The sequence below is a fragment of the Rania fehmarnensis genome, assembly GCF_056494185.1.
In genome coordinates this window covers 755,284-782,137 of the sequence record NZ_CM151398.1, presented here as the reverse complement: position 1 = coordinate 782,137, position 26,854 = coordinate 755,284, and the positions used below count along the sequence as shown (strand labels likewise).

The 26,854-nt window shown below is 53.3% G+C and carries 6 protein-coding genes; 4 read left to right on the top strand and 2 right to left on the bottom strand.

Translation table 11 applies throughout. The annotated features are described in order from the left end of the window. Positions 1-130 precede the first annotated feature (130 nt). On the top strand, positions 131-19,801 hold the full coding sequence (locus SH573x_RS02530; protein WP_479352719.1) for a putative Ig domain-containing protein: 19,671 nt from the start codon (positions 131-133) through the stop codon (positions 19,799-19,801). 133 nt (positions 19,802-19,934) lie between these two features. Beyond that, positions 19,935-20,762 carry a hypothetical protein gene (locus SH573x_RS02525; RefSeq protein ID WP_479352718.1) on the top strand — a complete coding sequence of 276 codons (828 nt, stop codon included), beginning with the start codon at positions 19,935-19,937 and terminating at the stop codon, positions 20,760-20,762. A 197-nt stretch (positions 20,763-20,959) separates the two neighbouring features. Here SH573x_RS02525 and SH573x_RS02520 read toward each other — a convergent pair whose 3' ends face one another. Beyond that, positions 20,960-21,529, bottom strand: coding sequence for a Uma2 family endonuclease (locus tag SH573x_RS02520; RefSeq protein ID WP_479352717.1), 570 nt, complete (start codon positions 21,527-21,529; stop codon positions 20,960-20,962). 279 nt (positions 21,530-21,808) lie between these two features. Continuing rightward, positions 21,809-22,492: a PEP-CTERM sorting domain-containing protein gene (locus SH573x_RS02515; RefSeq protein WP_479352716.1), complete on the bottom strand. Its 684-nt coding sequence runs from the start codon at positions 22,490-22,492 to the stop codon at positions 21,809-21,811. Between the two features lie 223 nt (positions 22,493-22,715). Here SH573x_RS02515 and SH573x_RS02510 point away from each other — a divergent pair, with 223 nt between their 5' ends. Beyond that, positions 22,716-23,291 (top strand): sigma-70 family RNA polymerase sigma factor, encoded by a 576-nt coding sequence (locus tag SH573x_RS02510; protein ID WP_479352715.1) that lies wholly within the window; start codon positions 22,716-22,718, stop codon positions 23,289-23,291. A 49-nt stretch (positions 23,292-23,340) separates the two neighbouring features. Further along, positions 23,341-26,847, top strand: coding sequence for a WD40 repeat domain-containing serine/threonine protein kinase (locus tag SH573x_RS02505; RefSeq protein ID WP_479352714.1), 3,507 nt, complete (start codon positions 23,341-23,343; stop codon positions 26,845-26,847). Positions 26,848-26,854 lie beyond the last annotated feature (7 nt).

The following is a 26,854-nucleotide window of genomic DNA, read 5'->3' as shown; positions in this document are numbered from 1 at the left end:
CTTGAGCCCCCTCATACGGTAGCTGCTGATGCCTCTTCTTCCACCGCGATCCTCCGCCCGTTCACGTCCCTCTGCTCGTCAATCGCATAAGCGATCCATCCACCTAGAACAGCTCGAAGCTCGCCGCGTCATGGCCGCTGCTCTGCTTGAGAGCCTTTCCCTGCCCAGGCACGATTACGGTATCGAACCAGCCATCGCCCAGATGGCCACCTTGCCTATGCCTGCCGAAGGTGAAGGCAACCAGCCTGCCACCTTCTATTACAGTCCCAGCATCCCAGGTTACGTCAAGAACAGCAACCATTCCAAGCTGTTCGTCGATGACTCCGACATCGTCAAATTGACCGTCTACTCCAATCACAATTGGAAACACGAAGTCTACTTCGATGGCAGCGATGTCGGACTGAGTAGCGATGGCGAAAATGTCGATGCCTTCGCCATTCGTGCCGACGGTAGCCTGCTGTTTTCGACCACGGGACATGCCTACGTCTCCGGCGTTACCGCCGCCTCTGAAGACATCATGCTCTTCCGGCCAACCAAACTCGGCTCGCAGACAGCCGGCTCCTGGGAAATGTTCTTCGATGGCAGCGATGTCGGACTGAGCAACTGGGAAAGCCTCGATGGCATCTCCGAGTTACCCGACGGTCGACTGATCATCTCTGCTCAACGCAGTGCACAAGTGCCCGGCGTTAGCGGCACCATTCAACCCGAAGATCTCTTAGCCTTCCGGCCCATTACCACTGGCAGCCATACTACCGGCACGTGGTCCAACTACTTCGATGGCAGCGATGTCCATCTCGGGGGCTGTCTGGAGAATATCGATGGTGTCTCCGTGGATGACGATGGGACTACCATTCACTTATCCACCACCAGCTTGTTTTGGGTACCCGGTCTGCTCGGATTCGGGCGCGACATTTTTACTTTTGAAGCTACCCAGTTAGGCTCAACCACTCGCGGCAGTTTCAATACCCCGCTGACGCTCAACGGCAGCCATCGCGGACTGCTGTTCAATTCGATTAACGCCATTCATGTGCCCAGCGCAGCTGTCGTCAATCAACCGCCAGTGATTGCCGCCATCGGTTCACCTGCGATTCCGGAACTGGCCCCCTACTCTCTCCAGCTCGTGGCCAATGATCCCGATACGCCCAACTCGCAGCTAGCCTGGTCGCTGATCTCGGGGCCAGCAGGCGCGGCGCTGAGTGCCACGGGTCAATTCACTTGGGCTCCAACTGAAGCTCAAGGACCTGGAAGCTTTCCCGTGATCGTAGCTGTCTCCGATGGCAGTCTCTCGGCTCAAGCTACCTTTACAATCTCAGTTACCGAAGTTAATCAAGCGCCCAGTATCGCGCCCATTGCTTCGCCGACTATCGAAGTCAATACAACGTATAACGTCCTTTTGTCGGCCAGCGATCTTGATCTGCCGGCTAATACTTTGACCTGGTCATTGGTATCCGGTCCACAGGGGTCTGTAGTCAACTCTACGACTGGCCGCTTTGCCTGGCGACCTACAAGCGCGCAGGGAGCTGGCGTGTATCCGATCGTGGTAGCGGTCTCCGATGGCAGCGCGAGCACGCAAGCCACTTTCACGGTGACCGTTACTGCAACCAATCAACCACCCAACATCGCGCCGATCGTTTCACCGACCATCGACGAGGGCACCACTTATAACGTTCTGTTGTCCGCCAGCGATCCGGATCTACCTGCGCAAACCTTGACCTGGTCGCTCGATTCAGGGCCCAACGGCGCAGTGCTCAATTCCACCACCGGTCGTTTCGCTTGGCGGCCCACCGAAGCGCAAGGGCCCGGCGTGTTTCCGATTGTGGTCGCAGTTTCCGATGGCAGCTTGAGTACGCAAGCTACGTTCACCATCACTGTAACCGAAGTCAATCAAGCGCCGATCATCGCACCGATTGCTTCGCCCACTATCGAAGAGAATGAAACCTATAACGTTTTATTCTCAGCCAGCGATCCGGATCTACCTGCGCAAACCTTGACATGGTCGCTGGTGTCAGGACCCACCGGCGCAGTGCTCAATTCCACCACTGGTCGCTTCGCTTGGCGGCCCACTGAAGCGCAAGGACCTGGCGAGTTTCCTATCGTGGTCGCAGTATCCGATGGCGATCTGAGTGCGCAAGCTACCTTCACTATTACGGTCACGGAAGTCAATCAAGCACCCAGCATCGCACCGATCGTTTCGCCCACTATCGAAGAGAATGAAACCTATAACGTTTTATTCTCAGCCAGCGATGCGGATCAGCCTGCGCAAACGTTGACATGGTCGCTGGTGTCAGGCCCCACCGGCGCAGTGCTGAATCCGACCACCGGTCGATTTGCTTGGCGCCCAACCGAATCGCAAGGACCTGGCGACTTTCCGATCGTGGTCGCAGTTTCCGACGGCAGCTTGAGTACGCAGGCCACCTTCACGATTACCGTGACCGAAGTTAATCAAGCACCAATCATCGCGTCGATCGCTTCGCCAACGATCGAAGAAGGCGCCACCTACAACGTTCCGCTGTCAGCCAGCGATCCTGATTTGCCTGCGCAAGAGTTGACATGGTCATTGGTGTCCGGCCCCAGTGGTGCAGTAGTCAACGCCACCACCGGCCGTTTCGCCTGGCGACCCACCGAATCGCAAGGGCCGGGCGTATTTCCAATCGCCGTAGAAGTCTCCGATGGCAATCTGAGCACGCAAGCCACGTTCACCGTCACCGTGACCGAAGTCAATCAGGCGCCGGTGTTCGTGCCCATTGGCAATCAGACGATGAGCAACAATCAAACCCTCAGCTTATTAGCGGTGGCCACGGATCCGGATCTGCCGGCCAATGCACTTACCTATAGTCTCGTCACCGCTCCGACTACCGCCACGATAAATCCTCAGACCGGTCTGATTACTTGGTTAGCCGATCAAACTGGTACGGTCCCGTTCACGGTTCAAGTCACGGACAACGGCACACCAGCTCTGTTCGATACAGAGTCGTTCACCATTATGCTTGCTAGTTGTTCGTTCGATGCCGAGGCTTATACCTTCGGCGAATCGGGCGGTAGTACAAACCCAGGGAGTGGTTCGATTGCGGGGTGCGGTGTACAGTTGGTCGAAGGAGATTCGTTTGCAGTCAATGCGAGTGTGGATGTTACGATTCCCGCCGAGCCTTCGCATTTTGTTTTCCGCTACAGCGACCTCAATTTTGATAATGCCGATAACCGTGGCTTTGTAAATGACGCTTTCGAAGTCGCCATTGTTGATGCCGCAGGAAACTCACTGGTGCACGCAGTTGAGCCAGGGCGTGACGCGTATTTCAATGTTTCGGAACAAGCGTTAACTCAGGCTGGCGTCAACGCGCAGGTTACCGGCAACGAAGTCAAACTTGACCTCTCCCATATTCCTGCTGATACTGTCGCAACGATCATTTTCCGGCTCGTCAACAACGATGCCGACCAAACGACGGGCGTGCGTATTACGCCCGTTTCTATCACGCCTGGCGCATTGGGCACACCGAGCGGTCTTGTTCCGCCAGCAATCGTGGAAAATCCGGTTGTCAACCTCAACGCATTCTCCGACGTTACGCCGAGCATGGCGGTGCACTACGGCAATTCATCGTATAACCCTGCGAGCGGCTCGTACTTCGCCAACTATTCGCTTCAGAATTTAGCCAACTACGCCATTGATGGTCCGTTTGTGGTGATCGTCAAGAATATTAGTTCTGCCGCCGTAGCGATCGTCGCTCCCGATGGATTTACAACTACTGGCGAGCCTTACTACATTGTAAACGGTTCCGAAGTATCCGCCGATGGAAGCTTGGCTGCAGGTGCCGCTAGCTCTAATAACGTCCTCGAATTCCGCAACGCCACTGGCACTCAGTTCTCTTATGAGCTGCAGATTCTCGCTTCACCGAATGCAGCCCCTGAATTTGTCAGCACACCAATCATTCTGGTCGAAGCCGGACGATCTTATGCGTACGCTTCGCGAGCCGTTGACCCGAACGCAAGCGATACACTTACGTACGAACTGCTGGTTGCGCCGAGCGGCATGTCCATCGACCCTGCTACAGGCTTGATCAATTGGTCTACGCAAACGGCCAGTATTGGTAACAACTTGGTTCGCATCAAGGTAAACGATGGTCGAGGTGGAGCCGACGAACAGGCATTTGCCGTTGAAGTTCGTACCGTCGTTCCCAACCGCCCGCCCGTGATTATCTCAACGCCAGAAGTTACGGCCTATGTCGCCAGCGCCACTTATCAATATTCAGTGAATGCGATCGATGCTGATGGGGACGCAATCACATACAGCCTCGATGTTGCACCGGTCGGTATGTCTATTATTCCGACGACCGGTCAGATTACTTGGCACCCCACGTCAAGTCAACTTGGCGTTCACACCGTTCGAGTCATTGCGAACGATGGACGTGGCGGCACCGCGACTCAAGAGTATCAAATGCGGGTTCTACAGGATGCGGAAAACAACGCGCCGGTGATTGTCAGCGACCCCGTCGAATCACTATTTGTTCCAGGCTTCTCCAATCCCGCTTCAGGCACCGTTTCGCCCCAGCGAATCAGCTTGGATCTTGGCAACGGACAATCATTTGACGGCACCGTCTCGATCACTCTACCCGACGACGCAGCTCGCTTTGCGGATATTGTGTTGGCAGTCGACGAATCGGGTTCGATGGGAGGTGACCAAGCTTGGGTGGCGGGAATGATTCCACTGCTTGACACGGCCTTGAAAGCTCAGGGAATTGGCTCAGATACCGCCCATCCCAATCGCTTTGCCGTTATCGGATTCGGCGGTGGGCGCGATGGCATCACCGTTGGGCACTTCCTGAACCAGGAACAGCCGACAAAATACACGCTCTACGGCCCGAACAATACGGTAGTGGCATCGGGGTTGTACAACGAAGTCGTACCCGAAGAGTTGCTGAATCTCGCGTTGCCTGACGACGGTCGCTATGTCTTAGTAGTCGAAGCGGCCAATCCAACGGATCTGGCTGCCGGAATCGACATTGGCATCGAAGGCAAATTGAGCGAGGGAATCCGCCAAGAATCATTAATCCTCGGTACCTTGGTCAATGATCGCCTTTCGCCGGGACAACCAGTTCAATACTCATTCTCGCTAACGACTCCGACGCTGTTGTATTTCGACTCTCTAGAGAAAGATTCGCGCATCCAGTGGACACTACGCGGTCCGAGTGGGACGCTTGGGAGCTCAATTGACTTCGACAGCTCCGATGTCTCACTAGCAAACCCTGTCTACGACGCGGCGGCAGGTGCGTACACACTCACGATTGATTCGAACGTCGATGTTGCTGCGGATTACCGGTTCCGCGTTCTCGATCTCTCAGCAGCACCACAAATTACTTCGGGCGACTTGGTCGCTGGTGAGTTCACTGAAAAGAATGAAACTTTTGCCTATCGATTGCAAGTCCCGGCTGGCCAGCAATTCGAATTTGTCAACACGATCACGGCAGCTCATGCCGGCAGTAAGTGGCGATTGATTGGGCCTGAAGGCAACGTCGTGACTCTACCCGGCAATGTTCCCTCGCGATTGCTCGGCGTCAATCAGCCGAAGTTTAAACTGGCGACCGGTGGTGAATATTTCCTTTTGTTGGAAGCGGCACAAAGCCCGAGGGAAGGGAACGCAGCTCTCCGAGTCCCATCGAGATTCACTTTCACCGCTACCATCGCCGATCCTATCCCGCCCACACCTCTTGCATTGGGCGACTCAGTCAATGGCGTAATCGCTTACGTAGGCGATTTCGTCGAGTACTCGTTTAGCTTAGCAGAGCGAACCAATTTGTACCTAGATTCGCTAGTTGCCAACGGCATGACCTGGACGCTAGCTGGTCCTGCAGGCACGCGCTCGGCAATTCGATTCGACCAAACCGATTCGTTCAATAGTGCTGACCCTGTGCTTGACCTGGTGTCAGGTGACTATCAGTTGCGCGTCGATAGCAATGGTTTGCAGGGACCTTTTGCATTCAGACTGTTCGATCTTGATACTGCCAACGTCATTACTCCGGGCACAACCTTCAGCGGCGAATTGACGATACCCAGTGAAACTGATTTCTATAAATTCAACGCCAGCGCAGGCGATGAGTTCACCATCGATGTGGTCACGGCCAGCGATGCAATCAACACCGAATACAAAATCTACAACGCGCACGGTTTGAAAATCTTCGAATCGAGCCGGCACACAGATGCTTCATCCATCAAGATTCCAGTCTCTGGAGCTTACTACCTGTTGGTCGAAGGTTGGGGTGAAAACGCCGGTCTGGATACGTATTCAATGAACGTGGTTCCGATCGTTACCTCAACACTACCACTTTCTTTTGGGACAGCAGTCAACGCAGCGATCACAACGCCCGGCCAGAAATTCGTCTATACGTTTAACCTTGCTAGCGATCGTCAGCTTTACTTCGATGCCCTCACGAACAATGCAAACTTGGTTTGGTCGCTTGATGGCCCAACTGGCAATATCACTACCAGTCTCCGGTTTACTCAGAGTGATTCGAACGATCGTGTGGACGCGTCGATCGATGCCCGCGCAGGAGATTATCGCTTAACTGTGAATGCTCTCGCCGACAATCTCGGCAATTTTAGTTTTGCAGTTTTAGATCTATTCAACCCAGTGCATTCAACCGCCGTCACGCCAAGCCCTGGAATCGCGAATCCAGCGGTGACGATTACTCCAACATCAGGCTTGCTCGCGAATCAAACCGAAGTATTCCGCTTCAATGCAATAGCCGGCGATGTGTTCTCATTTGTGACCACTGTGGTCGGTACAACGCAAAGTTATTATCGCATTCTCGACAGCAATGCAGTTGAAGTTATTCCACGGACGGCAATTGCCACCGATCAGCTAAACAAAGTTTTTAGTAAAGGTGGAACCTACTACTTGCTCGTTGAAGGCAGGATATCGGACACAGTGGTCGACAACTGGTCCATGGCTATGAATTACGTTCAAAACAACGGACCCACAACTTTCGGTGGAACTCCGCTAGTTTTGGGAACGGCCACCAGTGGCAATCTTTCGGTTGCAGCACAAGTCGACTTGTACAAATTCAGCGTTCCAACTCGTGGAAATTATTACTTCGATTCTCTGACAAATGTTGGAACCATTCGCTGGGACCTGATCGGACCAACAGGGACGTTGGTTTCGAATCGCCCCTTTAACGCGACTGACGCACAGAACCAAGCGAACGTTGCCTTCGATCTAATACATGGCGACTATCAGATTCAGATCGATGCTACTAGCGGAACGCCTGGAGCGTACAACTTCAAATTTGTCGCCTTGGAAGCCGCTACTCCCATCGCGTTTGGGACACCCTTCGGCGGGAATCTAACTCCGCCCAACGCAACCGATTTTTATAAATTCAACGTCGTTGCTGGAGAGCAATTCTATTTTTCAGTGGAAGCAGCCAGCGATGTCGACAACTCCGTCTATCGCGTGATTGATCCGTTTGGTCAAACTGTTTTCACAGCCAATGGCCTACGGAATTTCGGCCCTACGACACTGGATTTCAACGGCACTTACACGCTGCTCGTCGAAGGCGAGCGCGCCAATACGGGTATTGATACCTACAGCCTCAATGTTCATAAAATTCCAGTTGCCGCTGAAACGCCGCTTGTCTTTGGGGCTACGCTCGCCAATTCCTTCACCACGCTTGGTCAATCAGCGGTTTACACTTTCTCAATAGCTGACCACACACAAGTCCACTTTGACTCGCTTACCAACTCAGCAGTCTACAACTGGACATTGACGAATGCGTTCTCGACGATTGTCAATGCGAGGCGTTTCGATCAAAGCGACTCATCCAATGTTGCGCAAAGTGTGATTGAATTGCCGCCCGGTGAGTACCGACTAACCGTTGCTGGCATAGGGGAAACTCAGCCTTACTCCTTCCGCTTGCTTGATATTTCCAGTGCAACAGCCATAGCATTGGACACACCGACCACTTCGATTCATGCCAACACGAAGTCGACTCAAGTTTTCGATTTTCTGGTCGACGCGGGCGACACACTCTTCTTTGACGCCCAGGGTGCGACCGGCTTTAGCACCTCGGCAACTTGGAGATTGATCGATCCCTATGGAAATGAAGTCTTCGAGCAGGCCCTTACGACCGACTCTGGCTTGCTGACACTGGAGCATGGTGGCAGATATCGCATCCTTGTCGAAGGTCGATTCAGCGATACGGGATCCAACGGCCAATTTGTTTTTGAAGTCGTCGATTTGGGCAATAGCCTCGCTCCCGTCGCTCCAACCACGCTCATTCTTGGAACGGTCGTCAATGGGAGCATTAGCAAGAGGTTTGAGACCGATCGCTTCACGTTTACATTGAACGAAAATGCGTTGGTATATTTCGATTCCCTGACGAACGACGCGACGTTGACATGGACACTTGAGAATGCAGCTCGCACGTTAGTAGCCGGTCGAAGTTTCGAATCTTCGGATTCGTCCAGTAATGCCGCACCGGTGCTGAGCCTCAAAGCTGGCGAGTACACGTTGAGCGTGACATCATCCGAGATCGAGCCCTATAGCTTCAGTCTTCAAGACCTTTCAATGGCGGTGCCGGTGGTATTAGGCACGCCGTTCACTGCTGAATTGAATCCCGGCAGGCAGACTGACATCTATACATTTACAGCCAACGCCAATGAGCCGATATTCCTAGACGTAGTAACAACCTCGAGTGCTGGTTCAGCCTACGTGCGCGTCGTCGATCAATTCGGAGCCGTTGTCAAGCAACAAACGAGTTTAGCTGACATCGAAACATTCACACTCCCTGTGACCGGGACGTACACGTTGTTGGTCGAGGGCTTGCGTACCGTCACAGCACCCGTGAGCTACGAGATCAACCTGATTCCGCCTTCCAGGCTTCAAGTGCCTCTGGTAGTCGGCGAAACGCAGGCAGGATCGATCGCTGGGATTGGCGATGTCGTCGAATACGCGTTCAATCTGCCCAACCAGGCGAACTTGTACTTCGACTCGCTCACGAATACTTCAACTACCACTTGGACCTTGGAGGGTCCGGCAGGAGTCGTAGTTAGCAATAGGCCATTTGACCTTAGCGATTCGTTTAATTTTGAGACTCCGCTGCTGTCTCTGCCTGCTGGCAATTACAAATTGACGGTCGATGGAACTGGCGAAGCCGTAGGCAATTTTTCGTTCCGGATGCTGGATGTCGCCGCCAATGCCACTCCGATTGCTTTAGATTCCAGCTTCAGCGATACCTTATCTATTCCCAACCAGACCAACATCTACCAGTTTGACGCGATTCTTGGTCAGAAAATCCTCGTAGATTTTATGGCAGCGAGTGATACAGACAACTCACTCTATCGCATCTTCGATCCGCTCGGAAACGAAGTGTTTGAACTGCGAGATTTACTCGATGCCGAACTCAACGCATTGCAGCGGACGGGTTCGTACACCCTACTCGTCGAAGGCTGGCGAGCGAACACCGGTCTGGACACCTACGAATTTGCGATTCGATCGCGAAACACTCGCAGCGAATCGCTCACTTTAGGTTCAGTGGTAGCCGACACATTAGCGATTGGAGAAGAAGTCGAATACTCAGTGACTATCCCGAATGATATGTTTGTGGTCTTCGACTCACTCACCAACGCATCGCGACTGACTTGGTCCATCGCCGGGCCAACAGGCCAGGTGATTTCGAACCGTCCATTCAATTTCTTTTCAACGACCACGTCCGCGTTTGAGCTTCGCGCTGGAACTTACGTGTTGTCCGTTGATGGTGCCACCGATTTTTCCGGTGACTTCGGATTCAGCCTGACTGACATCGCGACGGCCACGCCTTTGACACCTGGAATACCGATTGTTGGCACTCTCAACCCTGCCGACGAATCGCAACTGTTTAAATTTAACGCTGTGGCTGGTGACAACTACTCATTCGATGCAATCTCGGCGACGAATAATCTGGGAGCTTACCGTTTGATCGACCCCTATGGTCGCGTTGTATTCTCGCAGACCATCAATGGTGATCGACTGAATGTCGCGTTGACCATGACAGGCAGTTACACATTGCAAGTCGAGGGTCGATTTGATGCGACTGTGCCAAATGCCTACCAACTGAATGTTTTGTTTAACAGTAATACGCCGCCACCTGCATTTGTCGGTGCTACGCTCGTGCTAGGTGCGACGCAGTCTGGCAATTTGTCAACCGCCGCGCAAATCGATTCCTATCGTTTCACACTTGCCGACCGCTCCCTAGTGCACATGGACGCGTTCACCAATAGCAGCACGGTTCGTTGGTCACTCCGTGGACCGCGTGGTGTCGAAGTTACCAATCTCGCATTCACGTCTACCGATTCGTTTGGATCGACCACGTCACACTTGAATCTATTCCCGGGCGAATACCAACTTGATATTGCCGCAAGTAGCGGAACACCCAGTGCATACGCATTTGCGCTTCGCGACTTTGACGATGCGATTCCCGTTACACCAGGTACTGTATTTCCCAGTGTGCCCGAGGATACGATTGGCGTAGAAACGGACCTCTACAGGTTCAGCGCATTGGCAGGCGAGCGTTACCTGATTGACATCGTTTCGACAGGTGCAGTGAACGACGCGGAATTCAAACTGATCGATCAGTACGGCACCGTCATCAAGACTTCTGTCAGCGGGCTGCGAGACTTGGATCAAGTGGTCATACCGCACAACGGAGTCTACACGCTGTTGGTCGAAGGGCGCGTAAGTAACACAGTGCCCGACCAATACTCTGTAAATATCGTGCCAATCCTGACAACAACCAGCATACTCGCACCGGGAGTTTCCACCGTTGCCACGTTGACCAGCGGTCAAGAGAGAGCGTATACGTTCTCGATCTCTTCACCATCGCTAGTCCTGTTCTCGCCGCAGACGAGTTCGAGTCTTGTTCAATGGTCGCTTGTTGGAGATGGTGCTGCCTCTATCGTTACGTCGCGAGAGTTCGATGATGGAGTTTTTTCGCTTGACTTGCCAGTTGGCAACTACACGCTCAGCGTTGATGGTGTGAATGACTATGCTTCCGCTGCGAATTTCACCGTGTTGGTGGCAGATAACACAAATGTGCTCGTCAACGATGCGATAGCAAATACTCAGTTGTCCATGACGAGTGCGGCCAAGATCTATCAGTTCAATGGCCTGGCTGGCCAACACTTTGCCTTGCTGCCCGATTACAACTTGCAATTCGGTGACTCGGCGCGAGCAGCCGTAACGGCAGGTAGATTCGTGTCGAACGCCGACCCAGAAGATGGTTGGTCTGGAATCGACGTGGCAGTGCGGGCGAATGTGTTCCGCGAAGGAGCGGCGATCAACTACATCGTCGTGACTGATGAGGATCGCGATATTCAGGACGACAACCTGGACTTCGCGCAAATGTTCGGAAACTTATCGGCCCAAAGCGCTCTTCTGAATATGGTCGTCGCCAATACCTTGCGTGACTCGACCAATGCGCAAGTCATCGGTGTGGACAGCAATGGCGTCGCTTACAAAGCCGATGGCTCCGGCGGGTTCACCACGTCCAGCGGTGGCTTTGCAGTCAGTCCTCAGATTTCCGTCCAACAAGATTACATGGATCTTGCCTGGGCGCTCGACGGCGCCGTCTGGGATTTGAATTTGCTGCGCAGCGGCGGCACAAATGCTCAGTCGTTTACCAATGCGTTTATCGATGTGAAAGTCGCCGAAATTCTTGAGCAGACATCCTTGCGATTGATAGCCTCCGATCCGTCAGCTGATTTTCAAGTCATTACGCCGGTAGGTGGAAAGTACGATACGATTACAGGCGGCCAAACCTACAATTTCGATGTGCATGTTGGGAATGGTGATCGTCCACAGTCCTACGACCTGCTGTTTAAGCAAGGCCAAACCGTGGGATCGATTCCTGTTTATATCATTTCGCCATATGAATACGGCGCAATAGCAGTTGACTCCGATGGCGACACACTGACATGGTCACTCGTAGAAGGGCCTGTCGGACTAGCCATTGATGCCACCTCAGGCATTCTGGCCTGGGGCGTTGATAGTGTTAGCTACGGGCAACATAGCATCACGGTTCGAGTTGAAGACGGTCGCGGTGGGATTGATGAGCAGTCGTTTGTACTGGATATCAACGGTGGTCAAGCTGCCAGTATTGATGGGCAAGTTTATGACTCAAGCGTAACAACCGATGCCCAAGTTCTGCCTCCGAATTCTTACCTCTCCGTTTTGGACAGTCCAATCAGAGGCAATCTGCGATTTGTGGTTGAAGACTTCGAAGATGGTCTCAACACGCCTGGCGTGAGTCTATCTGGCGGTAACTTGACTTCACAGGTTGCTAGCCGCGCATTCATCGACTCAGTTGACGCAGACGATGGTTCGATTGATGGAAACGGAAACGGAGGTGATAGCTGGAATTTTCAAGACGGAGACCTTGGCATCACGATTACCTTTGATGAAACGGTGCTGGGCCAATTGCCGACAGACGCTGGCGTCGTATGGACCGATGGAATGGGGGAAATCACGTTTCAGGCATTTGATCGGCAAGGAAACTTGTTCGCTGAAATTTCCGGTGACTTTGCAGACGATCTTTTCACTGGCGGCACTGCAGAGGACACTTTCTTTGGAGCCACGAATCCTTTTGGAATTTCTGCGATCAGGATTAGCAACGCAGAAGGCGCGATCGAGATTGATCATGTGCAATACAGTATCTCCGACTTGCCTGTCGCCGATGTCCGCCCGTGGACAATCTATCTCGATCAGAATCGAAATGGTTTGCGGGATGACGACGAGCAGTTCACTGAAACAGATTTATCAGGGAAATTCACTTTCGAGAATCTCAGTGCTGGAACGTATGTAGTCGTCCAACAGTCAAAGGCCGGCTGGCGGCAGTCGATTCCTGCTGATGGCATCTACGAAATTACAATCGGACAAGGCGAAGACGTTGATGACTTGCTGTTTGGGAATCGTCCGATTCCGCTTGTAAACTCCGATCCGCTGATCACGAGCACTCCGCTTCAGACGATTGTGGCTAGCGAAGACTACCGTTATCAGCCAACGGTTACCGAACTCGACGGCGACACGTTGGCTTTCGACCTGCCGCTGGCTCCGGCTGGCATGGCAGTGAATCCTCGCAATGGAAGTATCTCTTGGACGCCAAAATTGATTCAAGTTGGTCAGAACAACGTACTGCTGCGAGTTCGTGACGGGCGCGGTGGATTCGATCTGCAGTACTTTACGATCACTGTCGCCAAGCCGAACACCGCGCCCATCATTACGTCGACTCCACCCTCGGGACCAGCCGGCGTGGGACTGCCGCTTGTCTACGATGTCAACGCCATCGACGCCGATGGTGACTCGCTTACGTTCACCCTCAGTTCCGCTCCGATCGGCACGACCATTGATGCAGCAACCGGTATCATCCAATGGACGCCAACACCTGGGCAACTGGGCACACAATCGTTTACAGTTTCGGTCAACGACGGGCGCGGATTGACCGCCGAGCAAGCATTTGTCTTAGCGGTTCAAATCAATCCTGCCAACGCCGATCCTATCTTCTTGTCCGAACCGCCTGTCGAAGTGCGTTTGGGTGATGTCTATCTGTATCGTCCCGAAGTCTTAGACGCCAATGGCGATCCGCTCGACATTTCGCTAGCTGCAGCACCGGCAGGTATGCAGCTGGTCGACAATTTGATCAGTTGGACGCCCAGTCCAAATCAATTGGGAAATCAGACCGTGCGTATCCTGGCCAATGATGGACGTGGCGGTATTGTCTCGCAGGAATATACGATTCGAGTTTCTACTCAGCCGATCAATAATCCGCCAACCATCACGTCAGTACCCATCACTTCGGCCGTAGCCAACATCGCGTACCAGTTTTTGCCAACCGCGAATGATCCCAATGGCGATAACCTGTTCTGGTCGCTCGAAGAGGGCCCAGCAGGAATGTCGATGGACCCAATTACTGGCCGAGTCGATTGGCTGCCTACTATCGACGACCTAGGCCCCCACGTAGTAACGATTCAAGTGATCGATACACATGGAAGCGGCGTGCAGCGAACCTTCACGTTAACGGTCCGCGCCGTCAATACCCCACCAATTATTTTGTCGACGCCTCGCACCGACGCCGCTGTAGGGGCAACGTATCTCTATCAGGTCACCGCTCAAGACGTTGACCAAGATCGATTGACCTTCTCTTTGGCCAATGCTCCCAGCGGAATGACGATCGATGCAGATACGGGACGTATCGTTTGGACGCCAATCGCTGGTCAAGCCGGTTCACAAAACGTCTCGGTCATTGTCCGAGACAGCGCTGGTGCCACCGTCGCGCAGACTTACTCGATCGCAGTAGCCGCCGGGCAGCCCAATCAATTGCCGGTCATCACATCGTCCGCAAAATTCTATGCAACCGTTGATGCAGTTTACAGCTACGATGTCGATGCAATTGATCCCGATGGTAACGCAATCACCTATTCGTTGCTCACTAGCCCAGCGGGCATGAACATCATTGCTAACAGCGGTCTGATTACTTGGACACCAGGCTCCGTGTTTGTCGACCCCGTACTCGTCGAAGTTTTTGCTCAAGATCAATCTGGCGGCGGTAGCGTACAAGGTTTCGGAATTCGAGTTCAAGCAGCGAACAACGCGCCGGTAATTACATCCACTCCACCGACAACTCTTGCGCCCGGCCAGTCGTTCCGCTACGACATTCTCGCGACTGATGCTGATGGCGACGCCTTGACCTATCAGTTGGTTAATGGACCGACTGGCATGTTGATTGATGGAGTCGGTCGCATGTTCTGGATACCAACCGCCGATCAAATCGGCAGCAACGCTGTGGAAGTCAGAGTCACGGACACTCGCGGCGCGTCGGCCACTCAAGCGTTTTCGGTCACCGTCGCTGCTGACACGACCGCACCGCAAGTCGCGATCCTGCTCAGCCGCAATCCAGTCAACATCGGCACGCAAGTCGACATTCGGGTTTCCGCAGTCGACAACGTCGGTGTCAACTCCATCGTCCTGACTGTTGGCGGAGTCGCTGTACCCTTGGACTCACGAGGCATCGCGAGAGTACAGATGAACACGCTTGGTTCCGTCACTGCTAGCGCAATTGTGACCGACGCAGCCGGTAACTCAACGACGCAGCAAATCGAGATCTTGGTATCGGATCCAAACGACGTAAATGGCCCGACGCTTTTAATTACGTCACCTGTGGACGGTGGAACGATCACTGCTCCCACCAACGTCATCGGCTCCGTCACGGACGCCACCCTAGTCTCTTATCGCCTACTGCTGGCCGAATTCGGCTCCAGCAACTTTAAAGTCATCGGCAGTGGAACCCAAAACGTCAACAACGGCGTCCTTGGTCAAATCGATCCAACGCTATTGCAGAATGGTAGCTATGTCTTGCGGCTAGAGGCGTTCGATGCGGGAGGAATAGGGAATGTTGTTGAACAAAGTGTAGAAGTTAGTGGTGAACTGAAACTGGGTAACTTCCAACTCTCCTTCACCGATCTCGTCCTCCCGATCTCGGGCATTCCGATTGCTGTCACCCGCGTTTACGATTCGCTTCAGGCCGATCGAAGTGCAGATTTGGGTTATGGTTGGCGGCTCGACTACCGCAACGCCGACCTTCGCGTAGGTGTTCCTTCCAGCGGCTTAGAATCCAGTGGACTCTACTCACCGATGCGAACGGGTGTCAAAGTCTATCTGACCCTACCGGGACAAAACCGGCTGGGCTGGACCTTTAATCCGTCGATTCGTGTCTTGCCAGGATCCGGCGGAAGTCTTGTGCTGGCTTCGCCTCGATTCACGCCAGATCCAGGCAATACAGCCGAACTTTCAGCAGGCAGTGGCCAACTCTTTGTCAACGAATTTGGCGAGTTGTTTGCAGCGGGCAGCATCCCGTGGAATCCCGCTTCACCGGACTTCGGAGGTGGCTACACCGTTCGTACTTCGGATGGACGAAGCTACTTCATCAACGGCAGGACCGGCAAGATTGACTCCATCACTGATGCCAATGGAAACCGGCTTACACTGAATGATGCTGGCATCAGTGGAGCCGGTGTCTCGGTCACCTTGGAACGCGATCAGGCCGATCGCATTACCGCGCTCGTCGCTCCCGACGGGAGTCGCATCTCCTACCGATACAACTCGGCTGGCGACCTGGTATCAGTCATCGATGCCAAGGGCAATGCAAGTCAGTTGATCTACAGCTCCACTCGCCCACACTACCTGGAATCCGTGATTGACCCGTTGGGCAACACCGGCGTCCGTGGCGAATACGACGCCAGCGGTCGCTTGATTTCGCTCATGGATTCAAGCGGCAACAGCCTGGCGATCACCACTAATCTCGGCAACAACTCGCAAGTGGTTGTCGATGAGTTGGGCCATCAGACGATCTACCAATACGATTCGCAAGGCAACACCACCTCAGAAACGAATGCACTTGGGCACACGACTGCCAGCACATTCGATTCCAACAACAACCTGCTGACGAAGACGGACCCACTCGGTCGTGTAACCACTTACACCTACGACATCTTCAACAATGTCCGAACTGTCACCGATCCGTCTGGCGGAGTAACGACCTTCACCTATGCAGATGCCAGGCGAGGGCTCGTAAGAACGATCACCGATTCCTTGGGGAACACTACAACCTATACCTACGATGGTAAAGGAAACCCAATATCGGTCACCGACTCGGCTGGTCTCTCTTCCACCAATACGTTCGACGCTCGCGGCAACTTTGCCATTCTTGATAATCCAGTTCAGGGTGCTGTCGCGTACACTTATGACTCGCGAGGAAACGTAACGTCGACGACCGACGTGGCCGGCAATGTCAGAACCTTCACCCACAACGACGTCAACCAGGTCACGTCTCGCTCTTGGATTCAAACAGTTGCAGGCGTAGCGACGACCTTGACGGAGCAACTCGAATATGACCCGAACGGAAACTTGATTCGCTTCGTCGACGCTCAAGGCAACCAAACGCTCTATGCCTACGATGCGGCCGACAATCTGATTGCCGAGACCGACGCGCTCGGACGTGTCACAAGATTCGTGTACAACCCGAACGGCGATCTGATCACGAAAATCTACCCCGATTCCACTCCGGCCGATCTGTCGGACAATCCTCGAGTCTCCTTCGACTATGACGAACTCGGTCGTATGATTTCGGAATCCGACGAACTGGGACGCGTCACCGAAACCGTCTACGATGCGATAGGACAAGCCATCGAAGAGCTCTTCCCGGACAATACACCTGCTGACTCGTCGGACAATCCGCGTCGAAGAATGGAATACGATGCGGCAGGTCAAATGATCGCCACCATCGACGAAAATGGTAATCGAACTGAGTTTGAATACGATCTATCTGGAAACGTCATTCTGATTCGGGATGCACTCGGTCGAGAGTCCACTTTCGAATATGACGCCCTGGGACGTCAGACTAAGGCCAAAGATGCCTTGGGCCACGAGACCTCTTATGAATACGATCGAACAGGCCGAATGACGGTGACGACCTACGCCGACAATACCAAGGCCAGGTTCGTTTACAGCGGTAGTGGATTGGTGCTGTCACAGATCGATCAGAATGGACACGCGATATCCTTCGAATACGATGATCAAGGGCGTGTAGCGAAGGTGACGGAGTCGAATGGAGCGGTTACGGAGTACACCTACGACGAGGTCGGAAATCTCATCACTCTGGAAGATGCGAACGAACATGTCACCCTCTACCAATACGACGAATTGAACCGCCGCATCAGCGTGGTACGGCCGCTTGGCGAAAGCGACCTGTCCGAATATGATGCCGTGGGCAATCTGGTGTCTTACACCGATTTCAACGGCGACGTCCAAACCTTTCAATACGATACCCGTGATCGACTGACTCGCAAGGCCATCGCTGGTGAACCCGACGTTCTCTTCAGCTACCTATTGAATGGGCTGATCGCTACGGTAACCGATGCGCGCGGCACAACCAGCTACACCTATGATGTTCGCGACCGCCTGATCAATGAGACGCTTCCGGATGCATCGACGCTCGTCTACACCTATGATGCGGCGAGCAACCTCCTGACGCTCAGTTCGTTGGCTGGAATCACCCAATACGAGTACGATGCACTCAACCGCATCCAACTCGTCACGGACATCGACGGTGGGAACACGAACTACACCTATGATGAAGTGGGGCGGCTCACCAGTACCACGTTCGCCAATGGTGTCGTCGAATCGAGAACCTACACTGTCAACGGATACGTGGCTTCGATCGAAACGTCGCTCGGCGCGACCATCCTTTCAAGACTCAGCTACACGCATGATAGCAAGGGTCAAAGATTGTCAATGACCGAGCTCAGCGGCCGACGAGTTGAATACCTCTACGATAACGTCGATCGCCTGATTGCCGAAAACACCTTCGAAAGCGGCACGACTGTCGCCGACCGAACTGTCACCTACTCCTACGACGACGTCGGCAATCGATTGCAGAAGGTCGATTCAAACGCCGGAACAACGATCTCCAGTTACGACGCAAACGATCGGTTGCTATCGGAGCTAAACGGAACGACGACGACCACCTATGGATATGATCTCAATGGAAACCAAAACCGCAAGTCCGTTGGTACGAACACGACGCTGTTTGCCTATTCGCCTGAAAATCGATTGCTGAGCGTCGATACCAATGGGGATAGTGTGCCCGAGATCACCTACAACTACGACACCTTCGGAAATCGAGTGTCGCGTACCGAGGCTGGAAACACGGTCTACTACCAGGTGGATACCAACCGCGGGCTGGCAGAAGCGATGGTCGAGTATTCGCTCGGAGGATCGGTCATCACGTCTTACACGATCGGCAACTCGCTGATTTCGCAACATCGCGGCCCGGAAACAGCCTATTATCAGGCCGATAGTTTGGGAAGTACTCGGCAGTTAACAGACGAAAGTGGAGCCGTGTTGAACGAGTACACCTACGATGCATTTGGAGCGGTGATCGCTCAGACGGGAATTTTTGAAAACGACTTCCTGTTCGACGGCCAGCGTCGCGATGCAACGACGGGACTCGATTATCTACGCGCTCGCAACTACGATGCCTCCACCGGTCGAATGACCGGAGTGGATCCCTTCGATGGCTCCCTACAACGTCCCGGCAGTCTTCACAACTATACCTATGCAGGCAATAACCCGATCAACGCTAGTGACCCTAGCGGTCGGATCACGCTGGTCGAAATTCAATTTAGTTCCAATTCGTTGTTGACCATTCAAAAATCGTTTGCAACGGCAGCGAACGACGGTCTCAAGCGAGTGGGCCGGATTGCAGATAAACTTCTGTATCCCGGGGCGCAAATGCAAAACATCGGAATGCAAATCGCGTTCTCGCAACGATCCGACCGAGATCTTGGATACGAAGTCTATCTAGCCGGAACCATGTTCTGGGCCGCAGGGTTCTCCGCACTTCAAGTGGCGATCTCCGGCATCTATGCAGATACGCTGGCGAATATCGGAACCGCAACTGTCAAAAACGCATTTAAAGCGACCAGTTCGGCAGCTGCGCAGGCTCTTGAGCAGTATGAAAACACGAAGGAACAATTCGAGTTCATCGACCGTCGCCTAAAGCTGAAGGATAAGTTCGACAAAACGTTTGAGTTCAAGAAGCCACCAGAACCATTGATCGACCAATTGATCAAATCCTACATCGATTCTTCGAACTCGGCTCTAAGTGGCTCCGGACTGGCGCGATACGTCGCCGGGAAGCCAAGCGATTACGAGGGTGCCATCACTAAGTCCATCGGACTTGGCAGCGATCTCAGCTTTGCTCTGAAGAAAGCGGGTATTGGTGGATAAGAGCGGGCGGATTAAAGGGGTCAGGTCTCTTTAATGCGGTTCGCCCCGCAACTGGATTGAGCACGTGAAAGAAAACATTTCGCCTCGAAGTCACTCGCAGCATGTCGTACCTTACTTTACAGGAAATCGAGTCATGAACGTTAGTCCCATGGGATTCATTGGTCGAGGTCTCTTCGCAAGACTGTGCCTGCCACTAGTGTCAGCTTTGGTTTTCGCTTGGGGGACAGCGCCCCTGCGAGCCGACATGATCTTGATGGATGATATGTCGAACCCGCTGTACTCGATATTTTCGTTCAACAACGCCTCGAACGGTTCTAATCTGGACGACCTTAGTTCTGCTGGATTCACTCCGATGGGTTTGGGAGGCAATCCTGGTCCATATCTTGAAGTGCTGCACGAACACGATGTGCAACGCGATATTAATGGAGATCCGCTCAACGGCAATGGATTCGCTGTCGTCCAGTCATTTTTGGTCGAGCAATCGCAAACCTATACGCCTTCGACTGACGGAGCGATACAGGATATCACCTTTTCGCTGGACATCCTGTTTCCGGTAAGTTCCAGTAGCACGCAATTCGATCAAATGTTTTTCATCCTTGAAAATGCAAACATTGGCCAACTGGCGGGATTCACGAGCATCACTGGCCAAGCTGGCTGGCAAACGATTACGGTTTCAGGCCTGACCAATGCCGACTTCCCCGGGCTGGACTTTAACGGAGCGTTTGCCCTCTCGGCCGGCTTTGGATTCGTGTCAAGCGGCGACGTAGCTGCGGGATTTGATAGCCTGGCCATGCGAGTTGACAATTTCACAGTCAGTGTCAATGCAGTTCCAGAACCCGGTGCTGTCTTAGGCTGCCTGGCACTGACCGTAATCGGATTGCTGCGATGTGTGCGTCGCGCCCCGACATTGACAAATACTTTACGCGTAAAGCATCCGCTGTCGGCGCACATGTGCCCTTAACACGAATTGTGTTTGTTAGTGGGACAGAAGTCTATTTTAGCCAGCCCACTCGCGGACAGCAATTTGAGAAGAAGGTAGCAGCCGCTCTACAACGTTTCTTTTTGAAACGCAGAGATCGCAGAGCCCGCAGAGAAAACGCTGACTTCTCTGCGATTCTCCGTTTCTCTGCGTTTTAATAATAGGGTCGTCTCGCTCATCTATGCGGAAGGCATATCGCCAAACAGTTCTCGCACATCCAGCGGTACGCTGCATGCTACCAATGGCGAGAGTTGTTGACCAACGTTTACCAGGATTCGATCTCTGTAATGACCAGCTTCAGGTCGTCGAAAAACGTGAATACATTTCGCTTGTACATCCACAATCCAGTACTCGACAATGCCCGCTTCGGCATACAGAGAAGCCTTGTCAGAGAGGTCGAACTGCAAACTGCTATCAGCAACTTCGATCGCCAAATTCACGTCTGCGGCCGTTGGGTGGCAATCCCGATATCGGTCAGCTCGCACCCACATCAGATCAGGCTCAGGACGGCTCTCCTGCTCTAGCAGTTCAAGCCCGGTTTGGGAGGTTACGCGAATACACCGACGCTCAGTACAAAGAAACGACCATTCTAACAAGTACGAAATTAGGTCGTCATGCAATGGCCCAGCAGGATTCATTTCGCATATTTCTCCCCGAATCAGTTCGACTTTGCGATTCAAGTGATCGAACGCTCCGAGTTCAACCATGCGATTGTAGTCGACTGTAGTTAAACGGAGATGAGTACTCATGAACTGGTCGTCTCACAAGCCATTGGATGCACTGACAATAACAAACTTGTTTCAGGCTCAATTATATCTTCATTGGTTCACGCGGCAAAGCTTTCACAGCCAGCTCCGACGCTAGTGCCAACGAAAGTCGAGCCAAAAAGAGAGCCGACCCAGACCTCACCCCATTTCAACTGAAAAGGAGTCCGAGTTCCAGTTTCGTGGCAACTCGGATCGTGACGAGTTCAACCAGCGTTACAGGCAAGCGACTTGCCGGGTGCGGAGCGGCTGGGGACAGCCGCTCTACAACTGCGTCTTGCGGCGATTGCGATACTTGACTAGCCCCAGGCCAGCTAGAGATAGCAGAGCGAAACTGCTGGGCTCCGGAACAGCAGCGACTGTTAGAAAGCGACTACTGCCAACGACGGCCAGCGGATTGGCGGCGCCCAGGCCGGCATCCAGGAAAACGTCGAAGGGATCAGGTCCTGATAGTTGGTTCGCAAATCCGAAGGGTATCCCCGAAATTATACCGTTAAAGGGCAGCGAGTCGTTGGTATACAAACGAGTTGGACCAGCGAACATTTCCCAACGCATGCGCAGATCAGAAACCATACCCGAAGTGATGACGCCACCACCATCGCGAACAATACTAGTCAGTTGACCGCCCACAAACTCCAATTCGGGGGACAACGTCGAGCCCGCGAAGCCGGCGGGGCCATTGACATTGAGCGTTCCGGTAACGTTCATAATGGCCATAGAGGGTGCATTGAGCACCGAATCGTCCAAGGTGAAGGTCAGTGGGCCCGTGGCTTCAAAGTCCAGGATTGTTCCGACGCCCAGTCCCGCCAAGGGACCGTCGACGACTGTAAATCTAAAATTGGCTTGGAAGTGATTGCTAAAAACGATATCAGCTTTGGCAATCAACGGCGTAACGGCGATAACTGCCGCAAAAATCGCCTTTAGCGCGACACGAAATAGGGTGGGCATAGATGCATACTCATGGATGAAAGAAAAAGAGAACACAGCGGACACACTTCCCGCTCTAAGCCTTTAGCCGTAATCCAAGTCGATTCTTTTCGACAATTTCCAAAAAATGATTAAAGTATCGTCTGTGACGTTCAATTCACGTCACACCGGACAATGGTTATCCAAGCAACCTGTCGCAGGCCACGACAGTTAGCCAAGAATAAAGTGGGCTACGGAAGACTTGATGGAACGTTCGACAGCTGAGATCTTGGCGCTGCTCGATGAAGCGCGAAATGGATCGAACTCGAAGCTGGGTTCACTACTGGAACACTTTCGCCCTCAGTTGGTTTTGCAAGCCGAAAAGTCGGTGGGTAAACTGCTGCGCAGACGCATGTCGATCTCCGACTTGGTTCAAGAAACCATGGTGACGGCGACCAGTCAGTTTCAATCTTTTCGCGGCCGATCCGAACAGGAACTGGCCGGCTGGTTACAAGAGATGCTGCGGTCGCGTCTGGTCGATGGCATGCGGCGGCATCGCATTGCTGAGCGGCGACGCGTTAGTCGCGAGATTCCTTCCACCGGTAGCAAGCTGGTTGATGACAACCCTACCGCCGAGCAACAGGTGGCAGCGGTCGATCAGGCCAACGAACTTCTCTTGGCACTTCAAGATCTGCCACCCGAGCTCCAACAGATCGTGCGCCTGCGATACCTGGAGGATCAAACGTTCGAGAATATCGCTAGTTTGCTGAACACTCCTCTGACGACCGTGTGGCGGCGTTGGATGGATGCACTCGAGAAGCTGAAGAATCGACTCCAGTAAACAGTGTGAACTAAACCACCTCGTCAATTTTCCAAGCAATCCACTTCTGATGACTAAAGCCGGCAGTGACGAAAACTTCGAAGGGCAGAAGACCGTCATGCGGCTAAGCCGATTGGTGGCTTACGATGAACGATTGAGAACCGATCAGTCTCACACGGCTCAAGACGAGGAGCTGGAGGCGCAGGCACCAGAGCTGACCAAAGCGATGCGAGCTCTGCGCGACGCACTGCGCTTCGAATCGCCCAACGACCTGCTGGCGGCCAATCGAGATGCGGAGAGCTTGGACACTTGTGCGATGTCTGAGAACTCAACTCCCGCAGGTCCTGTTACAGGCGAACTGGCGGCTGAGCCACTGGCCCCCGATCGCTTTGAGCTGATTGCGAAACTAGGTAGCGGCGGTTTTGGGATCGTCTACCAAGCTTACGACACCTGGTTGAAACGCCATGTGGCCATCAAATTTCTGCGCCCAGAACTGCTGAGCAATGCCACACTCAGGCAACGTTTCTTGCGCGAGTCACGAGCCGCCGCGAGACTAAATCATCCCTTTATCGTGCGGGTGCTAGAGGTTTCGGAAGCTGCCGGGAGTACCTGGCAAGTTTGCGAGCTGGTAGAAGGTGCGCCGCTATCAGAACATATTTCTGTGGGAGCCTTGCAGCCAAACATAGCCGCTCGGCTCACCCGCGACCTGGCCGACGCGGTGGCTCATGCGCATACGTCAAGTGTGCTGCACCGCGATATAAAACCTGACAACATCATGGTTGATCGTCAAGCGGGAGAATCGCTCGAAACAGCTACCTTGCGACTGACCGACTTTGGTCTGGCGCGCTTAACCGATATTGATGCGACTCTGTTGAGCCATACAGGAATGCTGGTCGGCACCCCGCGCTATATGGCACCCGAACAGCTCTCCGGAAAAGTTGACGAGCACGGCGTGGGGACGGATATCTATGCCATTGGCATCGTGTTGTACGAATTGCTGTCGGGCAAAAGTCCATTTGGCCAATCCAGCAGCTTGCAAGAACGCCTGGCTAAGCTCCACCACCCAATTACCTATGTGGGCAAGCTTTCCCCGCAGGTCCCGCGCGATCTGGCGACTATCTGTCACAAGTGTTTGGAGTATCGCCCGGACAGAAGATACTTGAGTGCCGCCGAGCTGCGCGAAGACCTCGATCGCTTCTTGCGCGGTGATCCCACCCAGGCCCGGCCCCTGCCACTGCACGAACATCTGTGGCGCTGGTCGATGAGACACCGCACATCTGCGAGCGTCTTATGCATCCTGATTCTCATGACGGGTCTGATCTTAGCCCTGACGCTGCGCAATAACTCCATCTACCGTTGGCAGAATACGCAGCTCTCTAAAGTGAATGAAGAGCTAACCAAGCAAGAACATCATGCGCGCGAACTCGCCAACCTCGCCGACAAGTTGCGAGAGGAAGCTATCGGCAAGCAAGAAAGATTCGTTGACCTGGCTTGGAAAAAAGGGATTCGAGAAGCTTACACAGCGTGGCACGAAAGGAACTATGCAGAGGCCAATGAACTTCTGGCTAGTCTGTCCGAATCTCACCCCGATGCAGTATCGCGAGTCGAATGGCGACTGTTGCGAACGGATATCGATCGACAAGTTAAACTCTTGCTGGACTTGCCGTGCACGATTCATGAAGTTCGAGTGATCCCCAACAGCCATCGCGTAGCTGCGGCAGCGGCCGATGGGACACTCTACATCGTCGACATCATTACCGGACAGTTGACTGGTCAAATCGCAACTGGCATTCGTTCGCTACACGCTTTGGCCATTAGCCCGGATGGCCAACTGGCAGCTGTTGGCGGTAGCCCCAGTTTGATTCCCAATTGGTCTTTTCCCAAGATCTATAACTTGGACACCCTGCAGCTAGTCACACAATTGCCTGGTCAGGTCACCACTATCGAATCGCTTGAATTCTCTACCGACGGCAAGCGACTAGCATGCGGTTGTCGATATTCTAAGGTAAAGGTCTATGAGCTCGATACCGAACAGATGATCGAGCTGCCGACCGAGCGAAGAAATACATGGTTGTCTGCATCGCCTATCAGCAATCGTTTCGCGATGCAAGGAGTTGATAAATCTGTGATCATCTCGGACCCACAGCGTGAGGGCGAGTATCAGCAAACCGAACTTCGTTATCCCCTGGTCTGCGCCAGTTGGCTGCATGCAAGTAACGCCCTGATCTTGGGTTCACGATTTGAACAGCGACTGATTCTTGAAACCGATGAAACGCCGGCTCGCAACTTTGCTCTGGGTGGAGTCCCGCCTTCTGCCGAGCTATCTTCGCTAACTACAAGTGACGGGCTGATCGCGGCCAGTATGTTAACCGGCGAAGTGCTGGTATGGCGCGATGAGCCTGCACTTTCCGGCGAGGCCGTTCAACCACTAGGCAGTTGGCAGTTGTCCATGAGCCCAATTTACTCTGTCGCTATTGTTGATGACTGGTTTATTTCGGCTTCCCACGATGGAGAATTGATACGGACTCTCATACCCAGGTTCAAGGCCAGCACCACAAAAGAAACACAACCACTCGATTTAGAGTCGATGGATGGTCAAGTCTGTCACTCTTTGGCTTGGGATGCTGACGGCGAACATGCACTTATCGGAAAAGTAAACGGGGAAATGCGGCGCATTAGCCTGGCGGGCGGCCGGAGTGTTCACGCTACCAGCGATCCCAATCTGTCCCATCTTTATTCGCGACAAAGCATATCGGTTACTGATGATGAACATCAACCGATCTTGATAGCACGCCCTCCGAAGGAATCTAGCGAACTTTTTGATTGGATGAACGGAATAGCCACTGCGCCCGATCATCGCCACTGGGCATACTGCCGGCGAACGATGCTGGAGGTGTTAGGAGACTCACCCGGTGCGATCGGGTCATCTGTGGTATTTCGTGCTTCCGCGGCAGGCAGAGATAGCATCGACTGTTTGGCCTTTTCACCAGACTCTTCACGGCTAGCTTGGACTGGCAGCGACGCCAAGATCCACGTCGTCTCTTTAACAGGAGCCGAGCCTGCGGTCATCAGCCAAAAGCTTAAAGGACAGGGAGGCTGCCTGGCCTGGTCACCTCAAGGCGATCGCTTGGCAATCAGTGGTCAATTGCCCGTGTTGGAGTTCAATCCAGACAAGGACGAACTGACAGAGATTGCAGATTATGGACTCCATGCCTTATGCTTGGCCTACAACCAACAGGGCCGAATAGTTTCGGGCCATCGGGACGGAACGATTCGCTTCGTCGATCCAGTTTCGCATCGCACTCATGTTCTACAAATTCATCCTGTAGATGTGCGCAGTATCCTGCTGATAGACGACCAACGCCTTGGCCTCAGTTTAGACATCGACGCCAACATCGGAGTCTGGTTCGCAGATGGTGAACACATTGGCCTGCTAAAACATGATTTACAGTGCGGTTTTGGTACTCATACCATGAACCCGCAAGCTTGGACCGACACGCACTCCACGCTGAAAGTAATATACATCGACCGAGATGGTACTTTGTTACTGGATACCTGGAATATTCGCCAGCCCTGACGTGGAA

What these genes read in the sequence shown, in the direction of transcription:
- SH573x_RS02525 (WP_479352718.1), top strand. Translation starts at nt 19,935, where the DNA reads ATGAACGTTAGTCCCATGGGATTCATTGGTCGAGGTCTCTTCGCAAGA.
- SH573x_RS02530 (WP_479352719.1), top strand. Translation starts at nt 131, where the DNA reads ATGGCCGCTGCTCTGCTTGAGAGCCTTTCCCTGCCCAGGCACGATTAC.
- SH573x_RS02520 (WP_479352717.1), bottom strand. Translation starts at nt 21,529, where the DNA reads ATGAGTACTCATCTCCGTTTAACTACAGTCGACTACAATCGCATGGTT.
- SH573x_RS02510 (WP_479352715.1), top strand. Translation starts at nt 22,716, where the DNA reads ATGGAACGTTCGACAGCTGAGATCTTGGCGCTGCTCGATGAAGCGCGA.
- SH573x_RS02505 (WP_479352714.1), top strand. Translation starts at nt 23,341, where the DNA reads ATGACTAAAGCCGGCAGTGACGAAAACTTCGAAGGGCAGAAGACCGTC.
- SH573x_RS02515 (WP_479352716.1), bottom strand. Translation starts at nt 22,492, where the DNA reads ATGCCCACCCTATTTCGTGTCGCGCTAAAGGCGATTTTTGCGGCAGTT.